Origin of the sequence: Bradyrhizobium hipponense, assembly GCF_008123965.1 — a bacterium.
Classification (GTDB): Bacteria; Pseudomonadota; Alphaproteobacteria; order Rhizobiales; family Xanthobacteraceae; genus Bradyrhizobium; species Bradyrhizobium hipponense.
This window is the reverse complement of record NZ_VSTH01000021.1, coordinates 107,637-132,172: the sequence shown is the minus strand read 5'-3', so window position 1 is coordinate 132,172 and position 24,536 is coordinate 107,637. Positions and strand designations below refer to the sequence as shown.

At 62.4% G+C, this 24,536-nt stretch carries 24 protein-coding genes and 3 pseudogenes; 15 read left to right on the top strand and 12 right to left on the bottom strand.

The window, feature by feature from the left end; all coding sequences use genetic code 11:
* Window positions 1-72 precede the first annotated feature (72 nt).
* The 3 genes and pseudogenes from FXV83_RS07965 to FXV83_RS07955 form a co-directional block, all read right to left on the bottom strand.
* Complete coding sequence (locus tag FXV83_RS07965; protein ID WP_148738632.1) at window positions 73-1,860, bottom strand: chloride channel protein; 1,788 nt, start codon at window positions 1,858-1,860, stop codon at window positions 73-75.
* Window positions 1,861-1,868: 8 nt separating this feature from the next.
* Complete coding sequence (locus FXV83_RS07960) at window positions 1,869-2,522, bottom strand: L-fuculose-phosphate aldolase (RefSeq protein WP_187435743.1); 654 nt, start codon at window positions 2,520-2,522, stop codon at window positions 1,869-1,871.
* Between the two features lie 178 nt (window positions 2,523-2,700).
* A pseudogene (locus FXV83_RS07955) lies at window positions 2,701-2,874 on the bottom strand (MarC family protein); the annotation flags it as partial.
* A 146-nt stretch (window positions 2,875-3,020) separates the two neighbouring features.
* On the opposite strand from FXV83_RS07955, the gene FXV83_RS07950 reads away from it, so the two are divergent.
* From FXV83_RS07950 to FXV83_RS42535, 4 genes are all read left to right on the top strand, one after another.
* On the top strand, window positions 3,021-3,587 hold the full coding sequence (locus FXV83_RS07950; RefSeq protein WP_148738631.1) for a YciE/YciF ferroxidase family protein: 567 nt from the start codon (window positions 3,021-3,023) through the stop codon (window positions 3,585-3,587).
* Window positions 3,588-3,772: 185 nt separating this feature from the next.
* The gene (locus FXV83_RS07945; protein WP_148738630.1) at window positions 3,773-4,156 is read left to right on the top strand and encodes an Hsp20/alpha crystallin family protein; all 384 of its coding nucleotides are present in this window, start codon (window positions 3,773-3,775) and stop codon (window positions 4,154-4,156) included.
* Window positions 4,157-4,164: 8 nt separating this feature from the next.
* A complete protein-coding gene (gene lon, locus FXV83_RS07940; protein ID WP_148738629.1) occupies window positions 4,165-6,546 on the top strand; it encodes an endopeptidase La in 2,382 nt (793 codons plus the stop codon).
* Between the two features lie 5 nt (window positions 6,547-6,551).
* Window positions 6,552-6,707, top strand: coding sequence for a hypothetical protein (locus FXV83_RS42535; RefSeq protein WP_187435742.1), 156 nt, complete (start codon window positions 6,552-6,554; stop codon window positions 6,705-6,707).
* Between the two features lie 70 nt (window positions 6,708-6,777).
* Here the strand turns inward: FXV83_RS42535 and FXV83_RS07935 are convergent, their stop codons facing one another.
* From FXV83_RS07935 to FXV83_RS07925, 3 genes are all read right to left on the bottom strand, one after another.
* Window positions 6,778-7,080: an HU family DNA-binding protein gene (locus FXV83_RS07935; protein ID WP_148738628.1), complete on the bottom strand. Its 303-nt coding sequence runs from the start codon at window positions 7,078-7,080 to the stop codon at window positions 6,778-6,780.
* Window positions 7,081-7,648: 568 nt separating this feature from the next.
* Window positions 7,649-9,112: a GH1 family beta-glucosidase gene (locus tag FXV83_RS07930; protein ID WP_148738627.1), complete on the bottom strand. Its 1,464-nt coding sequence runs from the start codon at window positions 9,110-9,112 to the stop codon at window positions 7,649-7,651.
* A gap of 147 nt (window positions 9,113-9,259) precedes the next feature.
* Window positions 9,260-9,724: a cupin domain-containing protein gene (locus FXV83_RS07925; RefSeq protein WP_210250726.1), complete on the bottom strand. Its 465-nt coding sequence runs from the start codon at window positions 9,722-9,724 to the stop codon at window positions 9,260-9,262.
* Between the two features lie 18 nt (window positions 9,725-9,742).
* Here FXV83_RS07925 and FXV83_RS07920 point away from each other — a divergent pair, with 18 nt between their 5' ends.
* The gene (locus FXV83_RS07920; protein WP_148738626.1) at window positions 9,743-9,988 is read left to right on the top strand and encodes a hypothetical protein; all 246 of its coding nucleotides are present in this window, start codon (window positions 9,743-9,745) and stop codon (window positions 9,986-9,988) included.
* A gap of 198 nt (window positions 9,989-10,186) precedes the next feature.
* Here the strand turns inward: FXV83_RS07920 and FXV83_RS44885 are convergent, their stop codons facing one another.
* Window positions 10,187-10,477 (bottom strand): ABC transporter substrate binding protein, encoded by a 291-nt coding sequence (locus FXV83_RS44885; protein WP_187435741.1) that lies wholly within the window; start codon window positions 10,475-10,477, stop codon window positions 10,187-10,189.
* Between the two features lie 594 nt (window positions 10,478-11,071).
* On the opposite strand from FXV83_RS44885, the gene FXV83_RS07910 reads away from it, so the two are divergent.
* The 4 genes from FXV83_RS07910 to FXV83_RS07895 all read left to right on the top strand — a co-directional run bounded on the left by FXV83_RS07910 (window position 11,072) and on the right by FXV83_RS07895 (window position 15,466).
* Window positions 11,072-11,839 (top strand): zinc metalloprotease HtpX, encoded by a 768-nt coding sequence (locus tag FXV83_RS07910; protein WP_187435740.1) that lies wholly within the window; start codon window positions 11,072-11,074, stop codon window positions 11,837-11,839.
* A 666-nt stretch (window positions 11,840-12,505) separates the two neighbouring features.
* Complete coding sequence (locus FXV83_RS07905) at window positions 12,506-13,132, top strand: hypothetical protein (RefSeq protein ID WP_148738623.1); 627 nt, start codon at window positions 12,506-12,508, stop codon at window positions 13,130-13,132.
* 80 nt (window positions 13,133-13,212) lie between these two features.
* Entirely contained in the window at window positions 13,213-13,671 is a 459-nt protein-coding gene (locus FXV83_RS07900) for a hypothetical protein (RefSeq protein ID WP_148738622.1), read from the top strand.
* A 19-nt stretch (window positions 13,672-13,690) separates the two neighbouring features.
* The gene (locus FXV83_RS07895) at window positions 13,691-15,466 is read left to right on the top strand and encodes a S8 family serine peptidase (RefSeq protein ID WP_148738621.1); all 1,776 of its coding nucleotides are present in this window, start codon (window positions 13,691-13,693) and stop codon (window positions 15,464-15,466) included.
* Between the two features lie 21 nt (window positions 15,467-15,487).
* On the opposite strand, the pseudogene FXV83_RS07890 reads toward FXV83_RS07895, so the two are convergent.
* The 3 genes and pseudogenes from FXV83_RS07890 to FXV83_RS07880 all read right to left on the bottom strand — a co-directional run.
* Window positions 15,488-15,885 (bottom strand): annotated as a pseudogene (locus FXV83_RS07890) (hypothetical protein); the annotation flags it as partial.
* Window positions 15,886-15,944: 59 nt separating this feature from the next.
* Window positions 15,945-16,136, bottom strand: a pseudogene (locus FXV83_RS45375) (cupin domain-containing protein); the annotation flags it as partial.
* A 23-nt stretch (window positions 16,137-16,159) separates the two neighbouring features.
* The gene (locus tag FXV83_RS07880) at window positions 16,160-16,825 is read right to left on the bottom strand and encodes a TetR/AcrR family transcriptional regulator (RefSeq protein ID WP_148738619.1); all 666 of its coding nucleotides are present in this window, start codon (window positions 16,823-16,825) and stop codon (window positions 16,160-16,162) included.
* Between the two features lie 97 nt (window positions 16,826-16,922).
* Between FXV83_RS07880 and FXV83_RS07875 the strand changes: the two genes are divergently transcribed.
* The 5 genes from FXV83_RS07875 (at window position 16,923) to FXV83_RS07855 (ending at window position 21,427) form a co-directional block, all read left to right on the top strand.
* Window positions 16,923-18,350, top strand: coding sequence for a coniferyl aldehyde dehydrogenase (locus FXV83_RS07875; protein WP_148738618.1), 1,428 nt, complete (start codon window positions 16,923-16,925; stop codon window positions 18,348-18,350).
* A gap of 40 nt (window positions 18,351-18,390) precedes the next feature.
* Window positions 18,391-18,852 (top strand): GFA family protein, encoded by a 462-nt coding sequence (locus tag FXV83_RS07870; RefSeq protein ID WP_148738617.1) that lies wholly within the window; start codon window positions 18,391-18,393, stop codon window positions 18,850-18,852.
* Between the two features lie 465 nt (window positions 18,853-19,317).
* Window positions 19,318-20,190: an SDR family oxidoreductase gene (locus FXV83_RS07865; protein ID WP_148738702.1), complete on the top strand. Its 873-nt coding sequence runs from the start codon at window positions 19,318-19,320 to the stop codon at window positions 20,188-20,190.
* An 84-nt stretch (window positions 20,191-20,274) separates the two neighbouring features.
* Window positions 20,275-20,712 carry a nuclear transport factor 2 family protein gene (locus tag FXV83_RS07860; protein WP_148738616.1) on the top strand — a complete coding sequence of 146 codons (438 nt, stop codon included), beginning with the start codon at window positions 20,275-20,277 and terminating at the stop codon, window positions 20,710-20,712.
* A gap of 1 nt (window position 20,713) precedes the next feature.
* Complete coding sequence (locus FXV83_RS07855; protein ID WP_148738615.1) at window positions 20,714-21,427, top strand: NAD(P)H-dependent oxidoreductase; 714 nt, start codon at window positions 20,714-20,716, stop codon at window positions 21,425-21,427.
* 23 nt (window positions 21,428-21,450) lie between these two features.
* Here the strand turns inward: FXV83_RS07855 and FXV83_RS07850 are convergent, their stop codons facing one another.
* On the bottom strand, window positions 21,451-21,981 hold the full coding sequence (locus FXV83_RS07850) for a PadR family transcriptional regulator (RefSeq protein WP_148738614.1): 531 nt from the start codon (window positions 21,979-21,981) through the stop codon (window positions 21,451-21,453).
* Window positions 21,982-22,392: 411 nt separating this feature from the next.
* Here FXV83_RS07850 and FXV83_RS07845 point away from each other — a divergent pair, with 411 nt between their 5' ends.
* Complete coding sequence (locus FXV83_RS07845) at window positions 22,393-23,319, top strand: catalase (RefSeq protein ID WP_148738701.1); 927 nt, start codon at window positions 22,393-22,395, stop codon at window positions 23,317-23,319.
* 22 nt (window positions 23,320-23,341) lie between these two features.
* Here FXV83_RS07845 and FXV83_RS07840 read toward each other — a convergent pair whose 3' ends face one another.
* Complete coding sequence (locus FXV83_RS07840) at window positions 23,342-24,274, bottom strand: helix-turn-helix domain-containing protein (RefSeq protein WP_148738613.1); 933 nt, start codon at window positions 24,272-24,274, stop codon at window positions 23,342-23,344.
* Window positions 24,275-24,536: the final 262 nt, after the last annotated feature.

The following is a 24,536-nucleotide window of genomic DNA, read 5'->3' as shown; positions in this document are numbered from 1 at the left end:
CGGCCGCCGCCCTGCTCGGCGCGATGCCGGCGCCGGCGCTCGGCGGCACCATCGCGGCCGCGCTACTCCGGCCTAGGACAACGCTCCGAGCACGCCGCGCGTGGCCTTGTCGATCTCCTCGACATAACGGCGGCGGGCAAAGGTCTCGGTTAGGAAGCCTACAACCTTGCGACTGTCGGTGGAATCGACCACCGCCAGCATCTCGGCTTCCGCCTCGTCGAATACCGCCATCGCCGACTTCACGTTCATCTCCGGAATGAGCACGATGTCGGTGAGGCGCGCAAGCTCGATGACCTGAATCTCGTCGGCGATGGTGTCGAGGTCGCTGGAGAACAGGTCGGGCAGCATGACGAGACCGACATACTCGTCGGCATTGTTGACGATGACGATTCCGGGTCGCGATCCGAGCGCGAATTCGCGGCGGACCGCGGCGATCGTCGTGGTCGAAGGCACCTTGCCGACATCCGAGCGCATCAGCCGTTCGACAGTCAGGCTGCGCAGCCAGCCGACGTCGTTGGCGCTGCGGATGGTCTCGCCGCGCAGATGCAGGCGCCAGGTCGAGAACGAATGGCCGAACATGAAGCGCACGCAGATCGAGGTGACGATGCAGCCGGCCAGCACCACCGCGGTGACGTCGACGTTGCGGGTCATCTCGAGCACGAGGAACGACATGGTCAGCGGGCCGCCGACGATGGCGACGCCGAGCGTCGCCATACCCGTCAGCATCGCGACCAGCGGATCGATCACGAAATCCGGGCTGATGAGCAAAAGCACTGCGGCAAAAAACTTTCCGATCAGGCTGCCGACGAACAACGAGGCAAAGAACAGACCGCCGCGGAAACCCGAGGCGAGCGAGATCAGGCATGCCGTCACCTTCAGAGCGATGATGATTGCGATCAGGCCGACCGTCATGTCGTGAAACAGATCGAGTACCATGGCGCCGTGGCCCGCTGCGAGGACCTGCGGCGTGACGATGGCAAAACCACCGACGATGAGGCCGCCGATCGCCGGGCGCAGCCAGACCGGCAGCCAGGCGAACAGGCGCTCGAACGTCGAAGATGACCGCATCACAGCGATGCCGACGCCGCTGGTGACAAGTGCAAGGCCGATCAGCGCCAGATATTGTTCGACACCGACAGCGCTGACCTTCGGTACTTCGAGGGAGTATGGCGCGCCGCCGAGCCATTGCGCGGTCAGCGCGCCGGCGAGCGAGGCCGCCAGGATCGGCGCCGCGCTGCCGACCGAATAGACGCCGACGATCAGCTCGCAGGCGTAGAAGGCACCGGTGATCGGCGCACCGAACGCGGCTGCGATCGCAGCGGCAGCACCGCAGCCGACGATCAGGCGCAGGTCATTGCGGCGCAGATTGAAGAACCTGCCGAGCAGCGAGGCGATACCCGAGCCGATCTGAGTGTAGCCAGCCTCGAGGCCGACCGAGGCGCCGCAGCCGTTGGAGATCAGCGTCTGGCTCGACACCACCACGCTGTCGCGCATCGACAGATTGCCCCCGCGCAGCGCATTGGCCTCGATCGGGTCGACCGCGCTCGATAGTTTCAATCGCCGCCGCGACCATTCCATGATGCCAAGTGCCAGCCCGCCAAGCGCAGGCGCGATCAGCGCCGCCCAGGGGCTGACGCGGGCGTTGGCGGAGAGGCGGACGTCGACTGGAATGCCGTAGATCATCATATGAGCGATCTGCGCGATCTCGGCCATCAGCGTCACGATGGCGCCGGCCAGCGTACCGATCACGAGCGCGAGCGGGATCAGGTAGAACTCGTTGCTGCGCAGGAGCGCGCGCAGGCGAACCATGAGGCGGTTCGATCGCTTGCGATCGACGATATGTTTGATCCGCACGAACACCGTCTGCCCTACTCGTCCGACATGCCGTAGCCGGCCATGCGCTGGCGGACGCGCTCGATCTCGGCACTCGACAGCAGCGGCGGTTGTCCGATCTGGAGGCAACCGTGATATTGCCGCGCCAGCGTCTCGACCTCGACGGCGAGCCACATCGCCTTGTCCAGCGTCTTGCCGATCGCGATCATGCCGTGGTGGTCGAGCAGACAGGCGAGCCGCCCCTCCAGCGCCCGCACCGCATGCTCGGACAGCTCCACGGTTCCGAAGGTGGCATAGGGGGCGCAGCGAATGCTGTCGCCGCCGGCAGCCGCGATCATGTAGTGCACCGGCGGGATCTCCATCCCCATGATCGCCAGGGTTGTCGAATAGGTCGGATGGGCATGCACGACGGCGTTGACGTCATCGCGCGACTTCAGGATGTCGCGATGAAAACGCCACTCGCTGGACGGCCTCTGGCCGGGGGAATGCGAGCCGTCCATCGCCATGAACACGATCTGGTCGGGCGTCATGGCCTCGCAGGGCACGCTGGTCGGCGTGAGCAGGAGACCATCCTGGTGCCGGACGCTGATATTGCCCGAGGTGCCCTGGTTGATGCCGAGCGCATTCATGCGGAGGCAGGCGTCGATAATGGCCTGTCTCTTGTCGAGCTCGTCCGCTGTCATCGACATCTCGATTTCATTTCGACTTCTTGGCGATGGGCGCTTGTTAGAAGGGGAGTACGTCAAAGCAATATGGCAGCGCAAGAGAAAGCGGCCCGGATCGCACACCATCGCGGCGGCCCGCTCACGGCACCATGAAATGATCATTAAGATCAACGAATTAACAGATTGCCCCAGCCCTATGACAGACTCGCGCGATCACCACCAGGGTCGACGCCGCGATCAGCGGCGCGCTCAGCGCAATGGTCCGTTTGATCGTGTCGGGCATTCCGGCGGTCGCGGCGAGGAGGGCCGGCGCAAGACCGACAGGATCAATCACCAGCAGCAGCGTGATGAAGGCGGACAGGGCGAAGTCGAGCATGTGGATGCGTCTTTTCGCGCGCGGATGCAGCCGCATCCATAACGGCTCATGACGGCCTTCGCGAGGAACATTTGTCCTCGCAGAGTCTTGATCGCGCGAGGATTGAGGAAGGGGACGTCTCCCTTGTCGCCTCAAGAGGAGGATTCATGGCCAAACGAGCGAAGAAACGCACAACCAAGAAATCGTCCGCGCGCCGCCCGCGTCAGGCACCGAAGATGCTGAGCGACCTGTTCCTGGACACGCTGAAGGACATCTATTTCGCCGAGAACAAGATCATCAAGACCCTGCCGAAGATGGCCAAGGCGGCAAACTCAAAGGAGCTCACGGCGGCCTTCAACAAGCATCTGCGCGAGACGCAGGGCCAGGTCAAACGGCTGGACCAGATCTTCAAGATGCTGGGCAAGCCCGCACGCGGCAAGACCTGCGAAGCGATCAACGGCATCACCGACGAGGGCGCCGGGATCATGAAGGGGTTCAAGAACGCCCCGGCCCTCGACGCCGGCCTGCTCGCCGCGGCGCAAGCCGTCGAGCACTACGAGATCTCCCGCTACGGCACGTTGCGCACCTGGGCCGAAGAGCTCGGTATGCAGGACGCCGCAAGGCTGCTCCAGGCAACGCTGGACGAAGAAGAAGCGACCGATCACGCCCTGACCGAGCTCGCCACCTCGGTGATCAACCTCGAAGCGGAACAGGAACACCGCGAAGCAGCCTGAGCCACGGCCCGGCCGACCTGTTACCGATGGCGCCGCGGAACACAGCCGTGGCGCCGAAAGATCTGGACTGCAAGGGCGCCCTCCGACCAGAAGGCCAGCCATGCCCTGAACGAGCGCTGCTGGAATCCCGGGGAACCATCCCCATATGATTTTTCTCCAATCGCAGCGCCTTCCCCGAGTTTGCCATGCAACCCAAAAATCCCCTCGACTGGATGCTGTCCGAAGCCCTGGACTCGCTGACCCGCGCCGACCGGCTGCGCCAGCAATTCGGCCGCCAGGAAGCCTGCTGGGAACCCCCGATCGACGTGCTCGAGACCGAGCAGGAGCTGCTGATCCTGGTTGCCCTTCCCGGCGTCAGTCCCGACAATGTCGAGACGGTGATCCATGACGGCGCGCTCGTCATCTCCGGCCAGCGCACGCTCCCGCCCGAGCTTCGCAACGCCCGCATTCACCGGCTCGAGCTGCCGCAGGGCCGCTTCGAGCGGCGCATCGCGCTTCCCCTCGGCCGCTACGCCATCAGCCGCTTCGTGATGGACGGCTGCGTCGCACTGCGCCTCGCCAAATCCTGAGGTCGATCATGGCCACCGAACAGATGAAGACGACTCAAGACCATTCCGGCATGAAGATCCCCGACGACGCCCTGATCATCATCCCGGTTCGCGACATGGTGCTGTTTCCCGGCGCCATCGCGCCGATCGCGATCGCGCGGCCGAAGTCGATCGCCGCCGCGCAGCAGGCGCTGCGCGAACAGCGGCCGGTCGGCATCGTCCTGCAACGCAGCCGCGAGACCGACGAACCCGGGCCGGACGACCTCTACCGGGTCGCGACCATCGCCAACATCGTGCGCTACATCACCGCGCCCGACGGCAGCCATCACATCGTCAGCCAGGGCGTGCAGCGTGCCCGCATCCTCGACTTCCTGCCGGGCACGCCGTTCCCGGCCGCGCGGATCCAGCAGATTCCGGAGCCCACCACGACCTCGCCGGAGATCGAGGCGCGTGCGCTGAACCTGCAGCGTCAGGCCATCGAGGCGATCGAGCTGTTGCCGCAGGCGCCCCCTGAGCTGGCCGCGATGTTCCAGGGCACCAGCGCGCCCGGCGCGCTGGCGGATCTGGCGACCTCGTTCATGGACATCAAGCCGCAGGACAAGCAGGAGGTGCTGGAGACCATCGACCTTGTCTTGCGCGTCGAGAAGGTCTCGAAGCACCTGGCCGAACGGCTGGAGGTGCTGCGCATCAGCAATGAGATCGGCCAGCAGACCCGTGCCAGCTTTGACGAGCGGCAGCGCGAGGCGATCCTGCGCGAGCAGATGGCGACCATCCAGCGCCAGCTCGGCGAAGGCGACGGCAAGGCGGCCGAGGTCGCCGAGCTGACCGCGGCCATCGCCAAGGCCAATATGCCGCCGGAGGCGGACGCGCAGGCCAAGAAGGAGCTGCGCCGCTACGAGCGCATGCCCGAAGCCGCCGGCGAAGCCGGCATGGTCCGCACCTATCTGGACTGGCTGATCGAACTGCCCTGGGCGCTGCCCGAGGAGAAGCCGATCGACATCAAGGAAGCACGGCGCATCCTCGATGCCGACCATTTCGGCCTGGAGAAGATCAAGAGCCGGATCATCGAATATCTGGCGGTGCGCAAGCTGGCACCGCAAGGCAAGGCGCCGATCCTGTGCTTCGTCGGCCCGCCCGGCGTTGGCAAGACCTCGCTCGGCCAATCCATCGCGCGCGCGATGGATCGCCCCTTCGTGCGCGCCAGCCTGGGCGGCGTGCATGACGAGGCCGAGATCCGCGGCCACCGCCGCACCTATATCGGCGCGCTGCCCGGCAACATCATCCAGAGCATCAAGAAGGCCGGTAGCCGCAACTGCGTGATGATGCTGGACGAGATCGACAAGATGGGACGCGGCGTGCAGGGCGATCCTTCCGCTGCGATGCTGGAAGTGCTCGACCCCGAGCAGAATGGGACGTTCCGGGACAATTACCTGGGCGTGCCCTTCGACCTGTCGCGCGTCGTTTTCATCACGACCGCAAACATGCTGGAGCAGATTCCGGGTCCGCTGCTGGACCGCATGGAGGTGATCAGCCTCGCCGGCTACACCGAGGACGAGAAGCTGGAGATCGCGCGGCGCTATCTGGTGCGGCGGCAGCTCGAGGCCAATGGCCTGACGGCAGACCAGGCCGAGATCGAACCTGAGGCGCTGAAGCTGGTCGTCAAGGGCTATACGCGTGAAGCCGGCGTGCGCAACCTGGAACGCGAGATCGGCAAGCTGTTCCGGCATGCCGCGGTGCAGGTCGCCGAGGGCACGGCTGCGAAGGTCGTGGTCGGCCCGAAGGACATCGCCACCGTGCTCGGCCAGCCGCGCTTTGAGGGCGAGATTGCGCAGCGCACCAGCGTTCCCGGCGTGGCAACGGGCCTGGCCTGGACACCGGTCGGCGGTGACATCCTGTTCATCGAGGCCTCGCGCGTCCCCGGCAAAGGCGGGATGATCCTGACCGGCCAGCTCGGCGACGTGATGCGTGAGAGCGTGCAGGCTGCGATGACGCTGGTGAAGAGCAGAGCCTCGCAGCTTGGCATCGACCCCTCGTTGTTCGAGAAGAGCGACATCCACGTTCACGTTCCCGCGGGGGCGACGCCGAAGGACGGGCCGAGCGCGGGGGTGGCGATGTTCACGGCGCTGACGTCGCTGCTCACCAATCGCACGGTGCGCAGCGATACCGCGATGACCGGCGAGATCTCGCTACGGGGGCTGGTGCTGCCGGTCGGCGGCATCAAGGAGAAGGTGGTGGCGGCCGCGGCCGCAGGAGTGAAGCGGGTGATGCTGCCGGCGCGCAACAAGCGCGATTACGACGACATCCCGCAGAGTGCGCGGGACAACCTCGAATTCATCTGGCTCGAGCGCGTCGACGAGGCCATCGCCGCAGTGCTCGAGCCTGCCGGGGCCAAGGTCGAGGCGGCGGAGTAAAGGCAATGACAAAACTGTTGGAAAGAGCAAAGAAATCCCGGAATGCGCAGCGTCTGCGCCGATTGCTCGACCGCGCGCTCGACCAGGTCCGGGATGCGCTGGCGGCACCCGAGCCGCGGCTTCAGCCGATACCGGTGCGGGTGAAGCGCCGCAAGGGCTGATCCCCTCCGTCTCAGCCCTCGCGGTCACCCAACATAAAAGGCCCCCTCGTGCGAGGGGGCCTTTGCTTGATCAGGACACGGCGTCCTTGGCGGCCTTGACCGGGCGGGCGCGGACGATCTTCCGGGCCGGCTTGGCCTTGAACATCATCTCTTCACCCGTGAACGGGTTGGTGCCCTTGCGCGCCTTGGTCGCGGGCTTCTTGATGACCACGAACTTGGCGAAGCCCGGCACCAGGAAGAGGCCGTTCTTCTTGAGCTCCTTGTGGCCGACATCGGTCAGCGTCTCCATGACGCTCTTGACGTCGCGCTTGGAAAGCTCGGTGGCGGTCGCAATCTTTTCGATCAGCTGCGATTTGGACATTTGGGTTGGCATCGTGTCTCCTCTGATTCGTTGCCGGTTGCATACTAGACCAACCGTTGAAGGCACTAGAGCCTTCTGCACAGTTTTGTCGCGGTTTTACGGGCTTTTCTGGCCCCCTGTGGCAAAAAACCCTGCATTTTAGCCACTTCCTGAGCGGAAGCGACCTGGGGCAGCGATTTTTGCCTTGTTTCAAAGGCCCGCAAGCCGCTTGCTAAAGCTGATTCGATGCTTTCGACAAGCGATGACCGGCCCCTTTGTGCGAGGCGGGTCGCGATTCACCCTGGAAAATAAAGGCTGGATCGCACCTTAGCCGCTTTCCGTCTCCCCGTTCTGAAGGCGGGATGATCGTATATGGGCTGATGTTGTTATGGCCGATCCTTCGAGACGCCCGCCTTGAGGCGGGCCCTCAGGATGAGGATTGAGTCGGCGGTAGCCGTTTCAAAGGGCGCCGATGCCGCTTAGCCTCATCGTGAGGAGACTGCGGAGCGGTCGTCTCGAAGGACGAGGCGCGCGCTGAGGCCGGCCCAAAGGCATATGCGATAGCCCTGGTTCTGACGGGGAGAGGCGAAGAGGAGGTTCGCTAGACCCCCGCCGCGTTCTTCGCGATCACGTTACGGTAGAAGCTGGCGCTGAGTTTTGGGGTGCGGACCTGGGTGTCGAAATTGACGTGATAGAGGCCGAAACGCTTGCCCAGCCCGAACACCCACTCAAAATTGTCCATCAGGCTCCAGAGGAAATAGCCGCGCACCGGCACGCCCTCCTCCGTCGCGCGCTGGAGCTGCGCGAGGTAGTTGCGCAGGTACATGATGCGGTCGGTGTCGTAGATCTTGCCGTCGGGCGTGACGTTGTCCTCACCGGAAGTGCCGTTCTCGCTGATATAGATCGCATCCGTCTTCCAGATCTTTGCAGCCAGCTTCGGCACCCAGTAGAGCGTCTCGGGGCCGACGCGCAGCCAGTCCGAATTCATGTGTGGGAACGATTTGGGGATCGGCAGCGGCATGAAACCCGCGCCCTGGTCGGAGGCCACGACGTAGTTCTGTGGCGCGTAGATGTTGAGGCCGAGGAAATCGACCGGCGAGGAGATGATCTTCAATTCCGCGTCAGTGTATTTCGGCGCATCACGCCCGGCGAATTGCAGGAAGGCGTCGGTATACCGCCCCTCCATGATGACGTTGAGATAGCCGGCGTTCATCTCGCGCAGAGCGATCTCGGCGGCACGGACGTTCTCGGGCGTGTCGATTGCGGGCGCGCAGGCATCGATGTTCTCGGCCGGCCCCACCTTCGTGCCGCGGCGGCCATGGGCGCGCACCGCCTGCACCGCGAGCCCGTGCGCGAGCGCGCTGTTGTGCCTGATCTGGTTGACCTCGGCTCGCGGCAGCGTCAGGCCCGGCGCGTCGATGCCGATGCCATAACCGAAATAGACGAAGCGGCCGCTCTCGTTCAGCGTGAACACGTTCTTGACGCGATCGGTCAGATGTTCGGCGACATAGGCCGCGTAGTCGCCAAAGATCTTGCAGGTCTCGGTCGAGCGCCAGCCGCCAAAGCGGTCCTGGAGCGATTGAGGCAGGTCCCAATGATAGAGCGTCAGCCACGGCTCGATGCCGTTCTTCAGGATCTCGTCGACCAGGCGATTGTAGAAATCGAGCCCCTTCGGATTCGGCTTGCCGTCGCCGTCCGGAAACACCCGCGGCCAGGCGACCGAGAAGCGATAGGCCTTGCAGTCGAGGTCGCGGATGAGCGCGATGTCATCCTTGTAGCGGTGATAATGCTCGTTGGCGCGATCGCCTGTGGTGCCGTCCTCGATCTTGCCGGGAATGCGGACGAACTTGTCCCAGATCGACGCCCCTCGCCCGTCCTCGTTGACCGCACCCTCGATCTGATAGGAGGACGTCGCCGTGCCCCAGACAAAGCCGGTAGGAAAGGCGCTGGCGCTGCGCGGCGCCGCCGCCGGCTTGGCGTCCGCCATTTCGAGGGGGCTGGCTATCCCGGCGGCGGACAATCCCGCGATTTTCGCGAACTGGCGACGCGAGACCTTGTCCGACATTGATGCTGCTCCAATGGGATAGTTGCCGGCACAATGGCGGGTCAGAAGCCGTTTGAAAAGCGGGGTCGTTGGAACTGCGGATGCAGAATTGCAAGTCGCGCTACGCCGCTCTTTCTCTGCCCTTGTGGATGAGGGTGCGGCCCCCGGTCATCTATACTCGGTGCCATATTTGCGAGCGATCTGGTTGACCTGCTCTCGGCTCAGCTGCTTTGGCGGCAGGGCGGGCGGACTGCAGGTTTCGCGGAAAAACGCATCCAGACCGGTGGGCGTGACAATCCAAAGCAGCAGCAGCTCACTGTCCGGGTTCGCGAACCCGTGCCACGAATTCTTTGGGATGAATATCGTCCCACCCTTCTCGAAGGGGTGATGGACGTCGTTCAATATGAACGTTCCGCTTCCATCCAGAACGTAAAAAGCTTCGTCCGTGTCAAAGTGTCTGTGGATCGGAATGCCGGCGCCTGTGGGTACCTGCTGGGTGCCGCAGGCCATTTTGTTGGAACCTTTGACGGGATCAACCTTGATGAAAATATTGCCGGGATTGCGGTAGTGAACGAGATGTTCGCCCTCGGCTGCGCCCAGCACGTATCCTTGCGCTTTGGTCTGAGCTTCCACTTCACTCTCCAGTCATGTGTGAGCAATGCCAACGCTTGCAGCGCCGACCAGAATGGATTGCTGCTTTTCTGGAATGCGAGCCTAGCAATTTTTGAATGTCCGCGCCAAATGTCCGCTTTACGGCGGCACAAGCTGACCTCAGGCGGAAAGCGTTCTCAGGTCAGCAATGCGCTCAGCCTCGCTGGCATCCTGCCGATGATCGCCGCTGCAACGCTGCTGAACTCAATCCGGATCAAACCCAGGTGGCAGCCACGATTGACTTGAAGAGTTGAGGGTCAGAGAGGGCCGAGATTCGACATGAAAGAGGCTGCCAACGAGACAGCCCCCAGCAGCGGCCTTGGTTGCAAAAGCTCCGGCGCCGGTGACCACGTCGATCGCTGCCTAAGCTATGAAATCCCGTCTCGCTCCGCATCCGGACACGTGACTGCACTGCGTGGGCCCACACCCCGGGCCATAGGTGCTCTATTCGATGACTTCATTGGCGCGCGCAAGCAGCGCCGTCGGCACGCTTGCGCCGAGCGTGTTGGCGCTCTTGAGGTTGACAGTGAGTTGAAGTGCCGTGGATTGCATGACCGGCAGATCGGCCGGCTTCTCACCCTTCAGGGCCTGACCGGTGTAGACGCCGGCCTCGCCTCGACCTCCAGAGGACGTGCCATCCCAGCTGCGGATAGCGCTGCGATCTTCGCGAACTGGCGACGCAAGAACTTGTCCAGCATTGGTACTGCTCCAATTCCATCGATTCGGCCGCCGCAATGACGAGTTCCGGTCGATTTGAGAAGCAACATACCTGGCTGTCTCGACTGCAACCGACGCTCACATCTGTCGTCTCCGCCATGGAGCGCCGATAAAGCATTATCGGACCAAACCTTCGTTTAGCTTGAATAGAACCCGGTTCCTGAGGTCTCATCCCGACGGCTTACACCGAAGCGGATCGGACGCCCCCCGTGTGGATACCGGGACTTTTCTGTGTCCAAGGCATGAAACTCGCATGACAAGACACCGGGATATCCGTAACTCTTCGCTTTGAAAGCGCACGGGGGGACAGGGGTGATTCACGCTAGCGTAAGCCCGATGGCGTTGCGTGGTGATCGGCACGGCCAAGATGTCATTGCCGGCCTTACGCCGAGCGTTTCGTTCGCTCTGGTGCGACATGCGCCGCGAGAGATGCTGCGCGTTTTACGGTGCGGCCCTACCCTCACCGTGGAGATCCACTGGCCGTCGGGAGAGGCAGGCCTCTTCCTGCGATGCCGTGTCGAGCTGAGCTCGCGAGACCAGTGGCGTTGGCGGCATCGGCGGCACGTCCATCAGGCTGCGAACCATCAATCATCTCAATTGGCGATCCTTGCCATGACATTGCTGCTCGCCGTCTGCGGCTGGAGCGTCGGCGGAGCCGAGGGCATGCAACGGGCGCTGTTGGGAAGCGCGCCCCGTCCCGACGAAACGGTCATCTCACGCGAGAACGTGTATCGCTGGTTCGGCGCCCGCCTGCTGTCCGTTGCCGAGCTGCCGGAGCTGTTCGCCATTCTGACAAAAGTTTGCAGCCGCGCCGGGCTGGTGCGATTTCCGGATCTCTATTGTCTGCCGGCACCGCGCGATATGAATGCCTATGCACTCGGCGGACCGGAACGCAGTGCCATCGTGTTGACCGAAGGCCTGCTACGCGGCATGACGCGCGACGAAATTGCCGGGATATTGGCCCATGAAGTCGCTCATATCCGCAACAATGACGCCTGGACGATGGGCTGGGCGACGGCGCTGCGACGCGCGATCGATTGGACCTCGCTCGCTGGTCTCGCGCTGCTGCGAACCAGCCATCATCACGGTGGCATGACATCAAGCCGGCCATTGGCGATGCTGCTGAGCGCAGCGCCAACGCTCGGCCAGCTCCTCGGACTTGCTCTGTCGCGCGTTCGCGAACTGGATGCAGATGCAACGGCGCTCGAACTGACCGGCGACTCGCGCGCGCTCATCGCCGCACTCGACAAGCTGGAGCGCCATCACACCGGCTCTGCACCAAGCCGCACGTCCGCATTCGGGCATGATCCGATGCGCTTGCTTCGCAGCCATCCCGCGACCTCCGAGCGCGTCGGCACATTGCTCAACCTCGCTCATTAGCATTTCGCTGAAGCTGACACGGATGCACATCGGAAGGCTCGCTGACCAGGCAAAGAGTGCTGACGAAAATCCGCGCGGCTTGAAGTTTTTGCGAAAGTTGATTGCCGCCAAAATATCGCCGCGCTTTCGCGAAACTATTTCGCCGTTAGTACGTTTTTCGCGTCTCTGCTCATTGCAGAACTGGGGAGACCCGCGTAATTGCCGAGCGTTTGAGCGGACGTAGGACATAAAAAATAAATGGCTGGCCACCATGCCAGCGAGGACAATCCGCTCCCATATCTCTCGACGGCTATCATTTTGCCGCTCTAGAACATTTTACCGTCGGCTTGTCACCTTGAGGGGACGCAACTTGCGCCTTCTAGGCGGGCGACATTGCTTGCGGCTGAGACTTCCGTGCCAAGCATATGAACTTGAAGGTCCAACGCCGTCGCACCGGCGTGACGAAGCGCTATTGCCCGCGAAGGGGGCGCGCATGCGACCGGCCTTGGCAGGATTTTGGGCTGAGGGCACCAACCATCGCAAGGAGGCCAAGCGATGACGTATTATGATACCCTGCAACAGAACCTCGCGCATGGTTCACCATTCGGACAGTTCGGTCCGCAACAATGGGGATCGGGAGCATTCGGTTCGCAAGGCGGCCAACAGTATGGAGGAGGCGGTCTTGGATTGGGCCAGGCGGCCTATGGACAGCAATACGGGCAGTTCGGCGGTCAGCCGACCTTTGGCGCGTCTGGATATGGCCCCGGCTGGGGCGGGCAAATGGGCTGGGGTCAGCAGCCCTGGGGCGGCCAGCAGCGCCAGCTTTCGCCACAGGACGTGAATGAGGTCGTGCGGCAATTGGTACCGGCGCTGCCTCAAATTCTCGCGCAAGCTCAGACTCCGTTCGCAGGAATGGGCTATGCGGCTTACGGCCAAGCGCCGCGGCAGCTAAGTCCGCAAGACGTGAGCGAGGTCGTGCGGCAGATCCTGCCCATCGTGCCGCAGATCGTGGGAATGCTGCAGAGCCAGCCCCAAATGCAGCATTCGGCCATGCACGGCGGTCTCGGTCAGGGTCAATTCGGAGGCCCTGGTCAATTCGGTCTCGGCTATCCCACGCAGACTCAGCCAGCGCAGATGTGGGGTACACAGTTCGGTGCGCCGCAGTTCCAGGCGGCATTCGGCGGTCCGACGGGCTTTGGCCAGCAGCGACAACTTACGCAGCAAGATGTCGCCGACATCACCCGCCAGCTGATCGGCGTCATTCCCCAGGTCATCGGCAACCTTCAGGCCTACGGCCAGCAGCGGATGATCTGACCGCGCGGTAACGCGCGACCGCCGCCCAAAGCGGCGGTCGCGCCTGCCGTTGCGCATGCTTCCTCCGAAGGAGAGCCCTCATGTCGGATTCCAATCCCTCCGCTGCATCCGCGTCACAGCGCCACTTCCCGGACATTCAGCAGCTCGTGGGGCTGCTCAGCAATTTGATGCCGCTGCTCTTGCGCCTGCAGTCGCAAACGTTCGAGCAGCCGTTCCGAACCGTGCCCGGCAACTTCCCGATGCCGAACCCGGTGCTCGAACATCAGGCTGCGGAAAACATGATCGGAGACATGATCGCAGAATCACTGCGCTCGCTCTCTGCCTATCTCGAGGCCAACGCGGCACAGCATGCTGGCCTCGAAAACTGCGTCTCGATCGTCACCCAGGCAGCCAACAAGTTTACCGAGCGGGATTATGCGCAGGCCTTCAACCTGATCTATTTCGCCTACCGCGCGATCGAAGCGGCCCGCGCAGCCGATCCCCGCCTTCCGTTGCTGAGACAGGCTTCGATCGATCGCACGCAATCTTCTATCCACTGAAATCAAAGGAGGCGACGCCATGGCAACGAGTCCAGACGATGCGCGACCGACCTCGAGCGACAATCGACGCAAACCAGTGCGCAGCACTCAATACATGATCGCGCCAGCGGGCGCCGGCATCAGCGCTCAAACGCTGGCCGAACAACTCAACCAGTTCGGCAACATCCTGTGGACCCATGACCAGCGCGGCGTCAGTGGCCCCCCAATTGCGGTCGTGCGCATGCCTGACGAAGCCGCCGCAGCGTTGCGCCGCTCCACGGCCGGCAGCTTGATCATCGAGCCGGACAGCCATCTGCGAGCTGCATCCTTTGCCGGCCCCGCCTCCTCTTTCATCCCGGCGGCCACGACGATGACCGCACTCGGGCCGGACTTCAAGGTGACGATCCGGGTCCTCAGCGAAGCAGGTGCGCCTGTGGAGCAGGCAACCGTGCAGCTCGTTGGCGAGCAGGCGTCGGCTCAAGGACGGACGGACCGTGATGGCAACGTCGATCTGACGCTGCGGGGCGAAGTGCCGGAAACAATCGCCGCCATTTTCGTCAGCGCACGCTCCGGCCATTGGGGCTTGTGGCAACAGCGGCCGAATATCGAGACCGATGCAGTGAACACCTTCACCCTGAAACCGTTGCCGGTACCTGGCGGGCTGGATTGGGGCGCCGAAGCGATGCGCTTCGATCAGATTCCCAACCACTGCCGTGGAGCTGACGTCAAGATCGCGCTCATCGACAGCGGCGTGGCGACCAGCCACAAGCTGTTGGCTGACATCGAGCACGGTATCGATGCCCGACGTGGCGAAGATCGCTCATGGTCGAAGGACGTCACTGGCCACGGCACGCCTTGCGCAAGCATCATCAATGCGGCTGCGCAGGCAGATCACGGCATCCGCGGCTACGCCCCGGACAGCGAGCTGCATGTTTGCAAGCTTCCCCTAGATGCCCGTTGCAGCGACCTGATCGCGGCGCTCGATGATTGCCTGCAAAACGGCATCGACGTGGCGTGCGTCGGCGTCGGTTGCGAGCGCGGCTCCGTGCTGGTTGAGCAGCACATTGCCATGGCCAAGCAGCAAGGCCTCAGCATCGTCGCTGCTGCCGGCAACTCTGGAGAACGCATATTGTTTCCGGCCTGTTCTCCGCATGTCGTGGCGGTCGGTGCGGTCGGACGGATGGGAACCTTCGCGGAAGACAGTCCGCAGGCGGCGCAGGCCGCAGCCGCCACTGCGGCGGCAGGCGGGTTGTTCGTACCGCCGTTTTCCTGCCGCGGGCCCGAACTCGACCTGTGCGCGCCTGGTGTTGCGGTCATTGCCTGCCAGTCGCCGGACGGTTACGCCGTCTGCGACGGCACCTCGCTCGCAGCCGCTCACGTTGCCGCGCTTGCAGCCTTGATCCTCGCCGACCACGCCGACTTCAAGGGCAGTTTCATCGCCAAGGATGCCCACCGGGTCGAACGGCTGTTCCAAATTCTGAAGGAGACGGCGCAGCCCATCGGCCATCCATGGCAGACCGGGGCTGGGTTGCCGGATGCGGCCCGCGCGCTCGGCGTCTGGTCCGATCAGCGGCCCCTTGCCATGCCTCTGAATGCCGGACTGCGCGAGATGCACAGCGCCATTCGGCAGCTCGATCGGATTCCATTCGGCGCTAGCCAGGCGATGATATTCGAGCCGCCACGCGGCCCGGCCAACGTGACCCGGCTTCCGTTGAACCCGGCCCCTCTGGCGTTCCAGGCTGCCGGCGGGGGAACAGCGACGGTGCATGAACTCAGAGCAGCGATGGCGCTCGCGGGTCTAGCGGAAGGACCCTAGAAGATGATTAGGCCCCCGTGCCTAGAATGTCACCCGCATCCCCGGATAGAACGCGCGCGGCCGCGCCGGGCTCAGCGGGTCGCTGAAGTCGGCGCTGCCGTTGGCGAAGTTGGGCAACGCGCTCCTGTCGAAGAACTGCCCATAGGTCGCATAACGCCTGTCGAAGACGTTATCGACGCGGTCATAGAGCTGGACGTTCTTCTTCACCTGATAGGAGGTGTGGAGATCGAAGACGGTGTAGGACGGCGCGGAATCGCGGGGATCTGGTTGCCGGGAGAGACCCATGGATGGTCTCGGCGGCGGATCGGCAAACGGGCTGTTGGAGCCGAGGGTCAATGCATCGAGGAAGCGTGCATCGACGAACGCGTAGCTCGCCTGGAACTGGAGCGTGGGGACTTGATGTTAACCTCGGCCTTGAGGGCGGACTGCAGGTTTCGCGGAAAAACGCGTCCAGGCCGGTGGGCGTGACAATCCAAAGCAGCAGCAGCAGCTCGCTGTCCGGGTTCGCGAACCCGTGCCACGAATTCTTCGGGATGAATATCGTCCCACCCTTCTCGAAGGGATGATGCACATCGTTCAAAATGAACGTTCCGCCTCCATCCAGAACGTAAAAAGCTTCGTCCGTGTCAAAGTGCCTGTGGATCGGAATGCCAGCGCCGCCCGTTGCCATCGAGCGGCTGCTGCATGAAGCTGTCATTCACTCAGCTTCGTTTTGCGCCCACGAACGGATGTTGTTGCAGGCGCGCCCAGTGTTGCCGGGCTCCCCAGCCCCTCCACCAGCGTGCTCAAGGCAGCATCCAGTGGAGCCGATCCTACCTTCTCGGGCACCAAGAGCCCATCGATAGCAAGCATGGTCATGCCGTGGATGAGCCCCCAGCCGGCTGCGGCCTGACCTTCTATCGGCCGCTTGCGAATGCTCCCTGCGGCTTGGCCGCGGCGGAGGACTTCGAGGAGAATATCGAATACCGCCAGCGCCCGCTCGTTGAGATGTATTCCCACTGCTTGCCCCTCCTCCGCGCTATACATCAGGCGGTAGAGAGCCGGGTTGTCCATTCCGAACGCGACGTAGGCACGAGCTATCGCCGTAATTTCGTCGCGCAAGGATTTGGGCGTTGTGGGCTTCGCGGCCGATAGAAACTCTCGCAGCCGGTCGAACCCAATCATGGCGAGTTCTGCAAGCAGCGCGGCTTTGTCCGGAAAGTGCTTGTAGGGTGCCGCGTGGCTTACCCCAGCGCGGCGGGCGACTTCCCGCAGCGTGAACTGCCAGCCCTTCTCCTCCCGAAGCATATCCAACGCCGTCTCGATAACCGCCCGACGGAGATCACCGTGGTGATAGGGCCGGTTGGGTGCGTCCTGCATGGTACCTCAAAGTTTCTTCTGTATACATTGTTGACAGTGACTACTTAGGGGCCTATATCAGGCAGATAAGTTTCTCCTGTCTACATCGGAGTGAACCATGAACGCTACCGTAAAAGTCACCGACGCTGATCGGCTGGGCGGTCTTCTCGCCCGCCAGCGTGCTGCTTTCCTGCGTGAGGGAGCCCCTTCGCTGGCGCAGCGACGCGCTGATCTGTCCAAGTTCAGGGCCGCGATCATCGGGCACCGCAAAGCGATCGAAGATGCCATCAACGCCGATTTCGGGCATCGCTCGAGGCACGAAACGGCGATCATGGAGGTTGGAGGGATCGCCGAGGGCACGAAGTATCTGATCCGCAATCTTCGCAAATTCATGGCGCCGACCCGCCGCCACGTTGCGCTGCACATGCGGATGGGCAACGCCCGCGTCGAATACCAGCCGCTTGGCGTCGTCGGCGTGATGTCGCCGTGGAACTACCCGGTAAACCTGTCGCTGATGCCGGTTGTCACGGCCATCGCCGCCGGAAACCGGGTTATGCTGAAGCCCTCGGAGTTCACGCCCGCCACCAATTCACTGCTCGCGAAGATGTTGGGCGAGATCTTCCCCGAGGATCAGTTCGCGATCGTGACCGGCGATGCGGCTGTAGGGACGGCGTTCTCGGCCTTGCCGTTCGATCACCTCGTCTTTACGGGCAGTACGTCGGTGGGGCGCTCCGTGATGAAGGCAGCCAGCGACAACCTCGTTCCAGTCACCCTTGAACTCGGGGGCAAGTCACCGAGCATCGTTGCCAGCGGCCACGCCCTCGACCAAGCGGCAGCGTCCATCGCTTTCGGTAAGTTGCTCAATGCCGGCCAGACCTGCATCGCCCCCGATTACGCACTCGTCCACGAAAGCGATGTCGATTCGTTCGTGGCGGCCTATGACCGGAAGGTGGCGTCCTTCTATGCGGACGGGCCAACGAGTGAACATTATACGTGCATCATCAACGAGCGGCACCACGCCCGGCTCCAGGGCTTGATCGCGGACGCGAGTGCAAAGGGAGCGCGGATCATCGAGGTCGGCAACCGGCCCGGCGATGCGTCCCGACGCCCCAACACCCTTGCGCCAACCGTGGTGCTCGGCGTCACAGACACCATGCGCATTGCTCATGAAGAGATTTTTGGCCCGATCCTGCCGATCTTTCCGTACCGCGACATCGGCGATGCGATTGCCCATGTGAACGTCCGGCCCCGCCCGCTCGCGCTCTACTATTTCGGTGCCGATGATGACGACCGACGCAGCGTGCTGAGCCGAACAACCTCAGGCAATGTCACCGTCAACGGGACGATCATGCACATCGCCCAGGATGACTTGCCGTTCGGCGGCGTCGGGCCTAGCGGCATGGGCGCTTACCATGGCGTCGAGGGCTTCCGTACTTTCAGCCACGCCAAGGGGATCTATGAGCAGGGGCGCTGGAATCTCGCCAACCTGCTCCACGCGCCGTTCAGACAGCCGATCGATGCCATCCTCAACATGATGCTTCGGTGATCAAACTACGTTTCCCAATGCAACCGAGGAGCATCAGCACATGACCACCGACACATCGTTGCCGCTAAGCGGCTCCTGCGAATGCGGCGCTTGCTCGTTCGAAGTGCATACGCCGCCCAAAGCCAGGTTCCGGTGCCACTGTCTTATCTGTCAGGCGTTCAACGGCAAACCGTTCGCGGATGTGGTCGGCGTTCGCGCCAAGGACGTCGTGCTGAAAAACGCCGGCAATATCTCCTTCAGGAAATACCGTCCGCCGCCGAACTTCAATCGCGGGGTCTGCCGGACTTGCGGCAAGCCCGTTGTGGAGGTTGCGGGCGCCTGGCCGTTCAAGGTGATGTTCATCCCGGTCAGCACTTTCGAGCCCGAGGCCCGGCTGCCGCCGGTTCGGATGGATATATTCTATCACCGTCGTGTGCTGGACATGCCCGGCAGCTTGCCCAAATACAGCGGCTATTTCCCAAGCCTGTTGGCGGTCGGGAAAATGATCATGAGCGGCTTGTGAAATGGCGAGTCGATCTATCTGGCGAAACGTAAACCGAAGATATCGATAGCGAACAGACTGGTCTTTCGGGCCCCGAGCACGTCGCAGGATACGTTGTGCGGTCGTAGAGCCAATGAACACTAGAGAACGTACGATCGCACGGCCGCCATTGAGGACGTGATGATGCTTAATACCGCCGCCTGAACTCAAGAACGATTTCAGGAGCGCGCGGCCAGCATCGGCATCAGCTTTCCGTTCAACCTACTGCCATTGCAGCGAGCGGACTGGGCGCGGTCAGCACGCAATGGTTTTTATGCAACTAGTTGCAAAAGGAAAATTTCCGCGCTATCTTGTTTTGCAACTGGTTGCAATATCAGACTCTTGAAGTTTGGCTATCCCGAATTGTTGGCCGCTCGAATCCGGCTTCGGCGCGCCGAAACCGAGTTCAACCAAGCGAACAAAATCGGCGCAGCGGAGGATCGCATCATGTTCAGCGACGGGCTTCTCACGGGCCGCAATATCCTGGTGACCGGCGGCGGCACCGGGCTCGGCAAGGCCATGGCAGCGAAATTTCTCAGCCTCGGCGCAGACATTCACATTTGCGGACGCCGCAAAGGCGTTTGCGAGGAGACCGCCGCCGAGTTGATGAAACTTCATGGCGGAAAAGTCACCGCCCACGGCGTGGACATCCGCGACGTCGCGGCGGTCGAGGCCATGGTCGTGTCCGCTTTCAAGGACCGTCCCCTCACCGATCTCATCAACAACGCGGCTGGCAATTTCATTTCCCGCACGCAGGATCTCTCGCCGCGCGGATTCGATGCCATCGCCAATATCGTGATGCACGGCACGTTCTACGTGACCCAGGCTGTCGGCAAACGCTGGATCGCCGGCGGACATCGCGGCAACGTCGTCTCCATTACCGTGACATGGGTACGTAATGGCGGCCCGTATGTGGTGCCGTCGACCATGAGCAAATCCGCGATTCACGCCATGACCATGTCGCTGGCCACGGAATGGGGCCGGTACGGCATCCGCCTCAACACCATCGCGCCAGGAGAAATTCCGACCGAAGGCATGAGCAAGCGTATCAAGCCCGGCGACGAGGCGGGTGCGAGGACTGTCGCTGCGAATCCGATGGGCCGCCTCGGGGAAATGAGCGAGCTGCAAAATCTCGCGACGTTTCTGATCTCCGGCGGCTGCGACTGGATCAACGGCGAGACCATCGTGATGGACGGTGCCCAGGCGCTGGCGATGGGCGGTAACTTCTACGAAGTGCGGGACTGGAAGGATTCAGATTGGGCCGCAGCGCGCGACGCCATCATGGCTCAGAACGAGAAGGACAAGGCGAAGCGTGGTTAGCCAAGCGCGCCATTAGTCAGGGAACACGGCTTGCCGCATCCCTCTGAGCACGCGACCCGGAATTCCAAAGGCGAGGAAATCACAATGACTGGACTGCCCCATCTTCATCCGGCCGCCGCAGCATCTCTGGAGAAGTGGCACGCCATGATCGCAAGGAAAAATCTTGGTGACCTTCCCTCGATCACTCATCCGGACGTGGTCTTCCGCTTGCCGACCGCATTCAATCCCTACCACGGCATCGAAGCGTTGGTTCTCACCATGAGCAACGTGGTTCAGATTTTCGAGGACTTCAGCTACCATCGCCAGGCCGCCACCGCCGATGGCAGGAATGTCGTTCTCGAATTCAGCGCCAAGCTTGCCGGCAAGATGGCCAAGGGAATCGATTTCATTCGCTTTGACGACGACGGCAGGATCGTCGAGCTCGAAGTGATGATGCGGCCGCTCAGTGGCGCGCAGGCGCTTGCCACGGAAATGGCGAAGCGTCTCTCCCGCGCGCTCCCTGCTTCAAGTGAGGTGAGATGAGATGCGCGTTCATCTGGTCCATGCGCACCCCGAGCCGAACTCCTTTGTGAGCGCGATGCGTGATGTCGTCATCGATGAACTGAAGGCCGCAGGTGCGATTGTCACCGTTTGCGATCTCTACCAAGACCGTTTCAACCCTGTTCTCTCCGGGAACGATTTCACTTCGAGAAGCCGACCCGATTACCTCGTATACACACTCGAACAACGCCACGGCTACACGACTTCGACGCTGGCTTCCGATGTCGCCTGCGAAGCGGAGAATGTGCTCACGGCGGACCTCATCGTCTTCACCTTTCCAATATTCTGGTTCAGCGTTCCGGCAATTCTTAAGGGCTGGATCGACCGTGTCTTGCTGTGCGGCCCGATGCATAGCGGCAACCGTGGATTTTACGATCTCGGTGGTCTCAGGGGTAAGAGAACTTTTACGGCAATGGCTCTCGGCGGGCGTAGAAATATGTTCGGACCAGACGCCCTCCACGGAGAGCTCGAGACTGGGATGATGCGTCATTTCTTTCAGGGGACGTTGGGCTATGTCGGACTGACCGTGCACCAGCCATTTGTCGCCTATCATGTTCCATATATTACGGACCACGAGAGGCAGGCACAGCTGCAGGATCTGCGAGTTTGTCTGCGTGACCTCGACCGCCAACCCACCCTCAAATTTCCCGAGCTTGGAGATTTCGGCGATGTGCTTAAGCGCGACCGTGCTCGTTAGCGGGTATTCGGGCCGGTCGAGGCTCAGGATGCTTTCAGGATTGAAATTGCCTGCTCGCAAAAGGCGATACGCTGGGTCTCGAAGTCGATACCGGCCTTGAGCACAAGACGACGAAGGTTTTCATCCCGCGTCATTTTCTTTCGCGAGAAATCCCTGGCCTCGATTTCCCGGTAGACCTTGAGCTTTTCGCGGTGTTGTCCGGCAAGTCTTTCCAGCTCTTCGATGATACGTGTGGGGCCGATGACGGCTTCCGCTCGAAGCCGAACCATCAACTCATCGCGAATCGGAGATGGGGCCTGCCTTTCCGTAAGCCAGCGTCGCAGTTCCTTGAGTCCGGCGGGCAGCACAAGATAGGTCTTCTTGCCGCCTCGCGCGCCGTCGACGAGAGAGCCTTGAACGAAGCCGGCGGCTTCGAGGCGGGCAAGCTCCCGGTAAATCTGCTGATGAGTCGCCTGCCAAAAATAGCCGATGGAACGGTCGAAGCGTTCGGCCAGTTCGGATCCGGAACAGGGCCGTTCAATCAATGCGGTCAACAATGCGTGGGGCAAGGACATCGACGATAAAGGCTCAATATGGAAGTAGAGCTTGTCGCATCAGCTATGGACGAACTCAATGGCGAAGTGGCCGCACTTCTCGGCCGCGATTGGCTTCAAATCGAGGCCATCTGATAGGAGGTGTGGAGATTGAACACGGTTTAGGACGGCAGCTCGCATATTGATTGGAATCGTCGCCGACCAGATATTGACTGGAAACGAAGATCGCGGTGCCGCCGACCTTCCAGACGTCGGTGACGGCAAAGTCGATGCCGAGCTTGACGGCGGATTACCATCCCGCGAAAGAGCAGTCCGATCGAGCGAGTTGCGAGATTTGTCGCAGAATCGGACAAGGCATGTCCGTTTTGGGAAAGAAGCTTGGATTGGCATGCGCCACAAACGAACCCCATCGTTCGAACCCAGGATTCCGTCCTGCCCCCGTCCCCGAGCAGCGCCGCCACGCCAGCATCCATCGTCGATGCGCTGAAGGCGGTTGGCGGTCTTCCGCCAAAGGCACGCGCGAGCTTCGCCGGGGGCCGATGCGTTCGCGGCACCTACGCTCCTTCGGATCAGGCAAAGGAAATCACCAAATCCCGGAGCTTCACCAAGCCATCCCGGGTACTTGCGCGGTTCTCGGCGGACGTGGGCAACCCGAACGCGGTGGGCGCCGAGAGGCGCCTGCTGCGCGGCTTCAGCTTCCGGCTCGGCAGCGACGGCGAACGCTCGGAGATCTTGACCCAGAGTGCTCCCGTTCATTTTGCCAGAACGCTCGACCAGATGCTGGCTTTCCTGCAGGCGCGCATGCCGGGCGCGGACGGCAAGCCGGACATGGCACAGGTCGAGGCATTCTCTGCCGCCAATCCTGAAACGCTGCGTCAGGCAAGCTACCTGGCCGCGCATCCGCTGCCCGCAAGCCGTGCCTGCACGATCTATTGGGGCGTGCATGCCTTTCCCGCAACGAATGCAATGGGCGAGACACGGTTCATCAAGTTCAAACTCGCGCCCGTCGGCGAGGAAGGCAGGCCGACCGAAGACGTGGCCACGGCAAAGTCCACCGACTTGCTCCAGGACGACCTCGAATCCCGGATCGCCGCCCGTGATGTCAGGTTCAGCGTGATGGCGCTGCTGGACCGTCCCGGCGACCCCGTCATGGACGTGACCATCCGCTGGCCCGACGAGGATGGACGCGAAGCAGTACGCCTCGGAACGATCGTGATAACGGGCACTGAGCCAAATGAGGCGTGCGACGGGCTCGTGTTCAATCCGGCGCATCTTGCCGAAGGCATCGGCCATCCGCCGGACGAGATGTTTGCGGCGCGGCGCGCCGCCTATGCCATCTCACAGAAACTGCGCCGCTGAGCGAGAGCGCGTCTTGCCGGGATCACGTTTCGTTTTCCGGCGCGTCCCGCCCCTCACGGCGCCACATTCCCGGGCTGGTGCCGACCACCGAGGAAAACACCCGCGTGAAGTGGCTCTGATTGGCGAACCCTGCAGATATCGCCACCTCCGAGAGCGAAAGGCCGCGCACCCCCATCAATTGCTTGGCCGTATTCACGCGCTGGCGAAGCAGCCACTGGTGTGGCGGCAAGCCGGTGGAGACGCGAAATGCCCGCGAAAAATGACTGACGGAGAGATCGAACTCGGCTGCGATCTTTGCCAGCGAAAGCTTTCCGCGGAGGTCGGATTCCAGTCTTTCGCAGGCGCGCTTGACCTGCCATGGCGCAAGGCCGCCGCGGATTGATTCGGTGACGCTCTGCAGTCCGCCATAGGCCTGGGCGACGTGTGCGGTGAGCGCGAGCATCATGTGATCGATGAAAAGCTGGTTGGTCTCGTCCGGCCGACGCAGCCCTTCTTGCAGCGACGCGCCGATATGACGGATGACCGCGTCGTCATGGCCGACGCCGATTTCACAGGCAAGCTGACCGACGCGCGGCACGCCGGACTGCTCGGTGAGGCCATCGAGCGCCGAGCGCGGCAAATAGAAAAACAGGGAGTGGAACGGCTTGTCGATCACATAGCGCGGATCACGCTTGAGATCGTACAGATATGTTGCGCCCGCCGGGACATCCGCCTTCATCACGCACTTGCCGTTTTCCCAGAGTTCGCAGTCCGGGTAGTCGTGCAGCTTCAGGCTGACGACAAAGGCATCCTCAGGGGCAAACGAACCGGAGATACCCGGCACGGGATTGTCATCCCGGGTTTCGGTGACCGCGAGCTCCACGCCGCGCAGTGAACGCGTGATCAGCGAGGGCGGCGCATCCCTCAAGTGCAGGAACTGCCGGAGACTCCGGCCGAAAGCGCTCGCCTGTGTCATGGGAGTAGATCTCGTTTTGTGAGGCGCGACTGGCGCGTGGGACGCAACCGCCAAGCCACGGCCAATTATCCGACATCGGCAAGCAACGGTCCACAGTCCCGCCTTGTAACGACAGCCCTGTGACCGCCTGCCGCACCTATTGTCACAAAGCGATTTTCGCAAGCGATTCAACGGATTGTGATGCCCCTCGCGCGACCCCGGTTCAATACCTCGACAACTCATCGCTCGCCCATCGTGCGTTTGTGAAAGCGCGCGCCGGCTT

Coding starts and splice junctions, on each gene's coding strand:
- FXV83_RS07960 (WP_187435743.1), bottom strand. CDS start 2,522: ATGTCGATGACAGCGGACGAGCTCGACAAGAGACAGGCCATTATCGAC.
- FXV83_RS07950 (WP_148738631.1), top strand. CDS start 3,021: ATGGCCAAACGAGCGAAGAAACGCACAACCAAGAAATCGTCCGCGCGC.
- FXV83_RS07945 (WP_148738630.1), top strand. CDS start 3,773: ATGCAACCCAAAAATCCCCTCGACTGGATGCTGTCCGAAGCCCTGGAC.
- lon (WP_148738629.1), top strand. CDS start 4,165: ATGGCCACCGAACAGATGAAGACGACTCAAGACCATTCCGGCATGAAG.
- FXV83_RS42535 (WP_187435742.1), top strand. CDS start 6,552: ATGACAAAACTGTTGGAAAGAGCAAAGAAATCCCGGAATGCGCAGCGT.
- FXV83_RS07935 (WP_148738628.1), bottom strand. CDS start 7,080: ATGCCAACCCAAATGTCCAAATCGCAGCTGATCGAAAAGATTGCGACC.
- FXV83_RS07930 (WP_148738627.1), bottom strand. CDS start 9,112: ATGTCGGACAAGGTCTCGCGTCGCCAGTTCGCGAAAATCGCGGGATTG.
- FXV83_RS07910 (WP_187435740.1), top strand. CDS start 11,072: ATGACATTGCTGCTCGCCGTCTGCGGCTGGAGCGTCGGCGGAGCCGAG.
- FXV83_RS07900 (WP_148738622.1), top strand. CDS start 13,213: ATGTCGGATTCCAATCCCTCCGCTGCATCCGCGTCACAGCGCCACTTC.
- FXV83_RS07895 (WP_148738621.1), top strand. CDS start 13,691: ATGGCAACGAGTCCAGACGATGCGCGACCGACCTCGAGCGACAATCGA.
- FXV83_RS07880 (WP_148738619.1), bottom strand. CDS start 16,825: ATGCAGGACGCACCCAACCGGCCCTATCACCACGGTGATCTCCGTCGG.
- FXV83_RS07875 (WP_148738618.1), top strand. CDS start 16,923: ATGAACGCTACCGTAAAAGTCACCGACGCTGATCGGCTGGGCGGTCTT.
- FXV83_RS07870 (WP_148738617.1), top strand. CDS start 18,391: ATGACCACCGACACATCGTTGCCGCTAAGCGGCTCCTGCGAATGCGGC.
- FXV83_RS07865 (WP_148738702.1), top strand. CDS start 19,318: ATGTTCAGCGACGGGCTTCTCACGGGCCGCAATATCCTGGTGACCGGC.
- FXV83_RS07860 (WP_148738616.1), top strand. CDS start 20,275: ATGACTGGACTGCCCCATCTTCATCCGGCCGCCGCAGCATCTCTGGAG.
- FXV83_RS07855 (WP_148738615.1), top strand. CDS start 20,714: ATGCGCGTTCATCTGGTCCATGCGCACCCCGAGCCGAACTCCTTTGTG.
- FXV83_RS07850 (WP_148738614.1), bottom strand. CDS start 21,981: ATGTCCTTGCCCCACGCATTGTTGACCGCATTGATTGAACGGCCCTGT.
- FXV83_RS07840 (WP_148738613.1), bottom strand. CDS start 24,274: ATGACACAGGCGAGCGCTTTCGGCCGGAGTCTCCGGCAGTTCCTGCAC.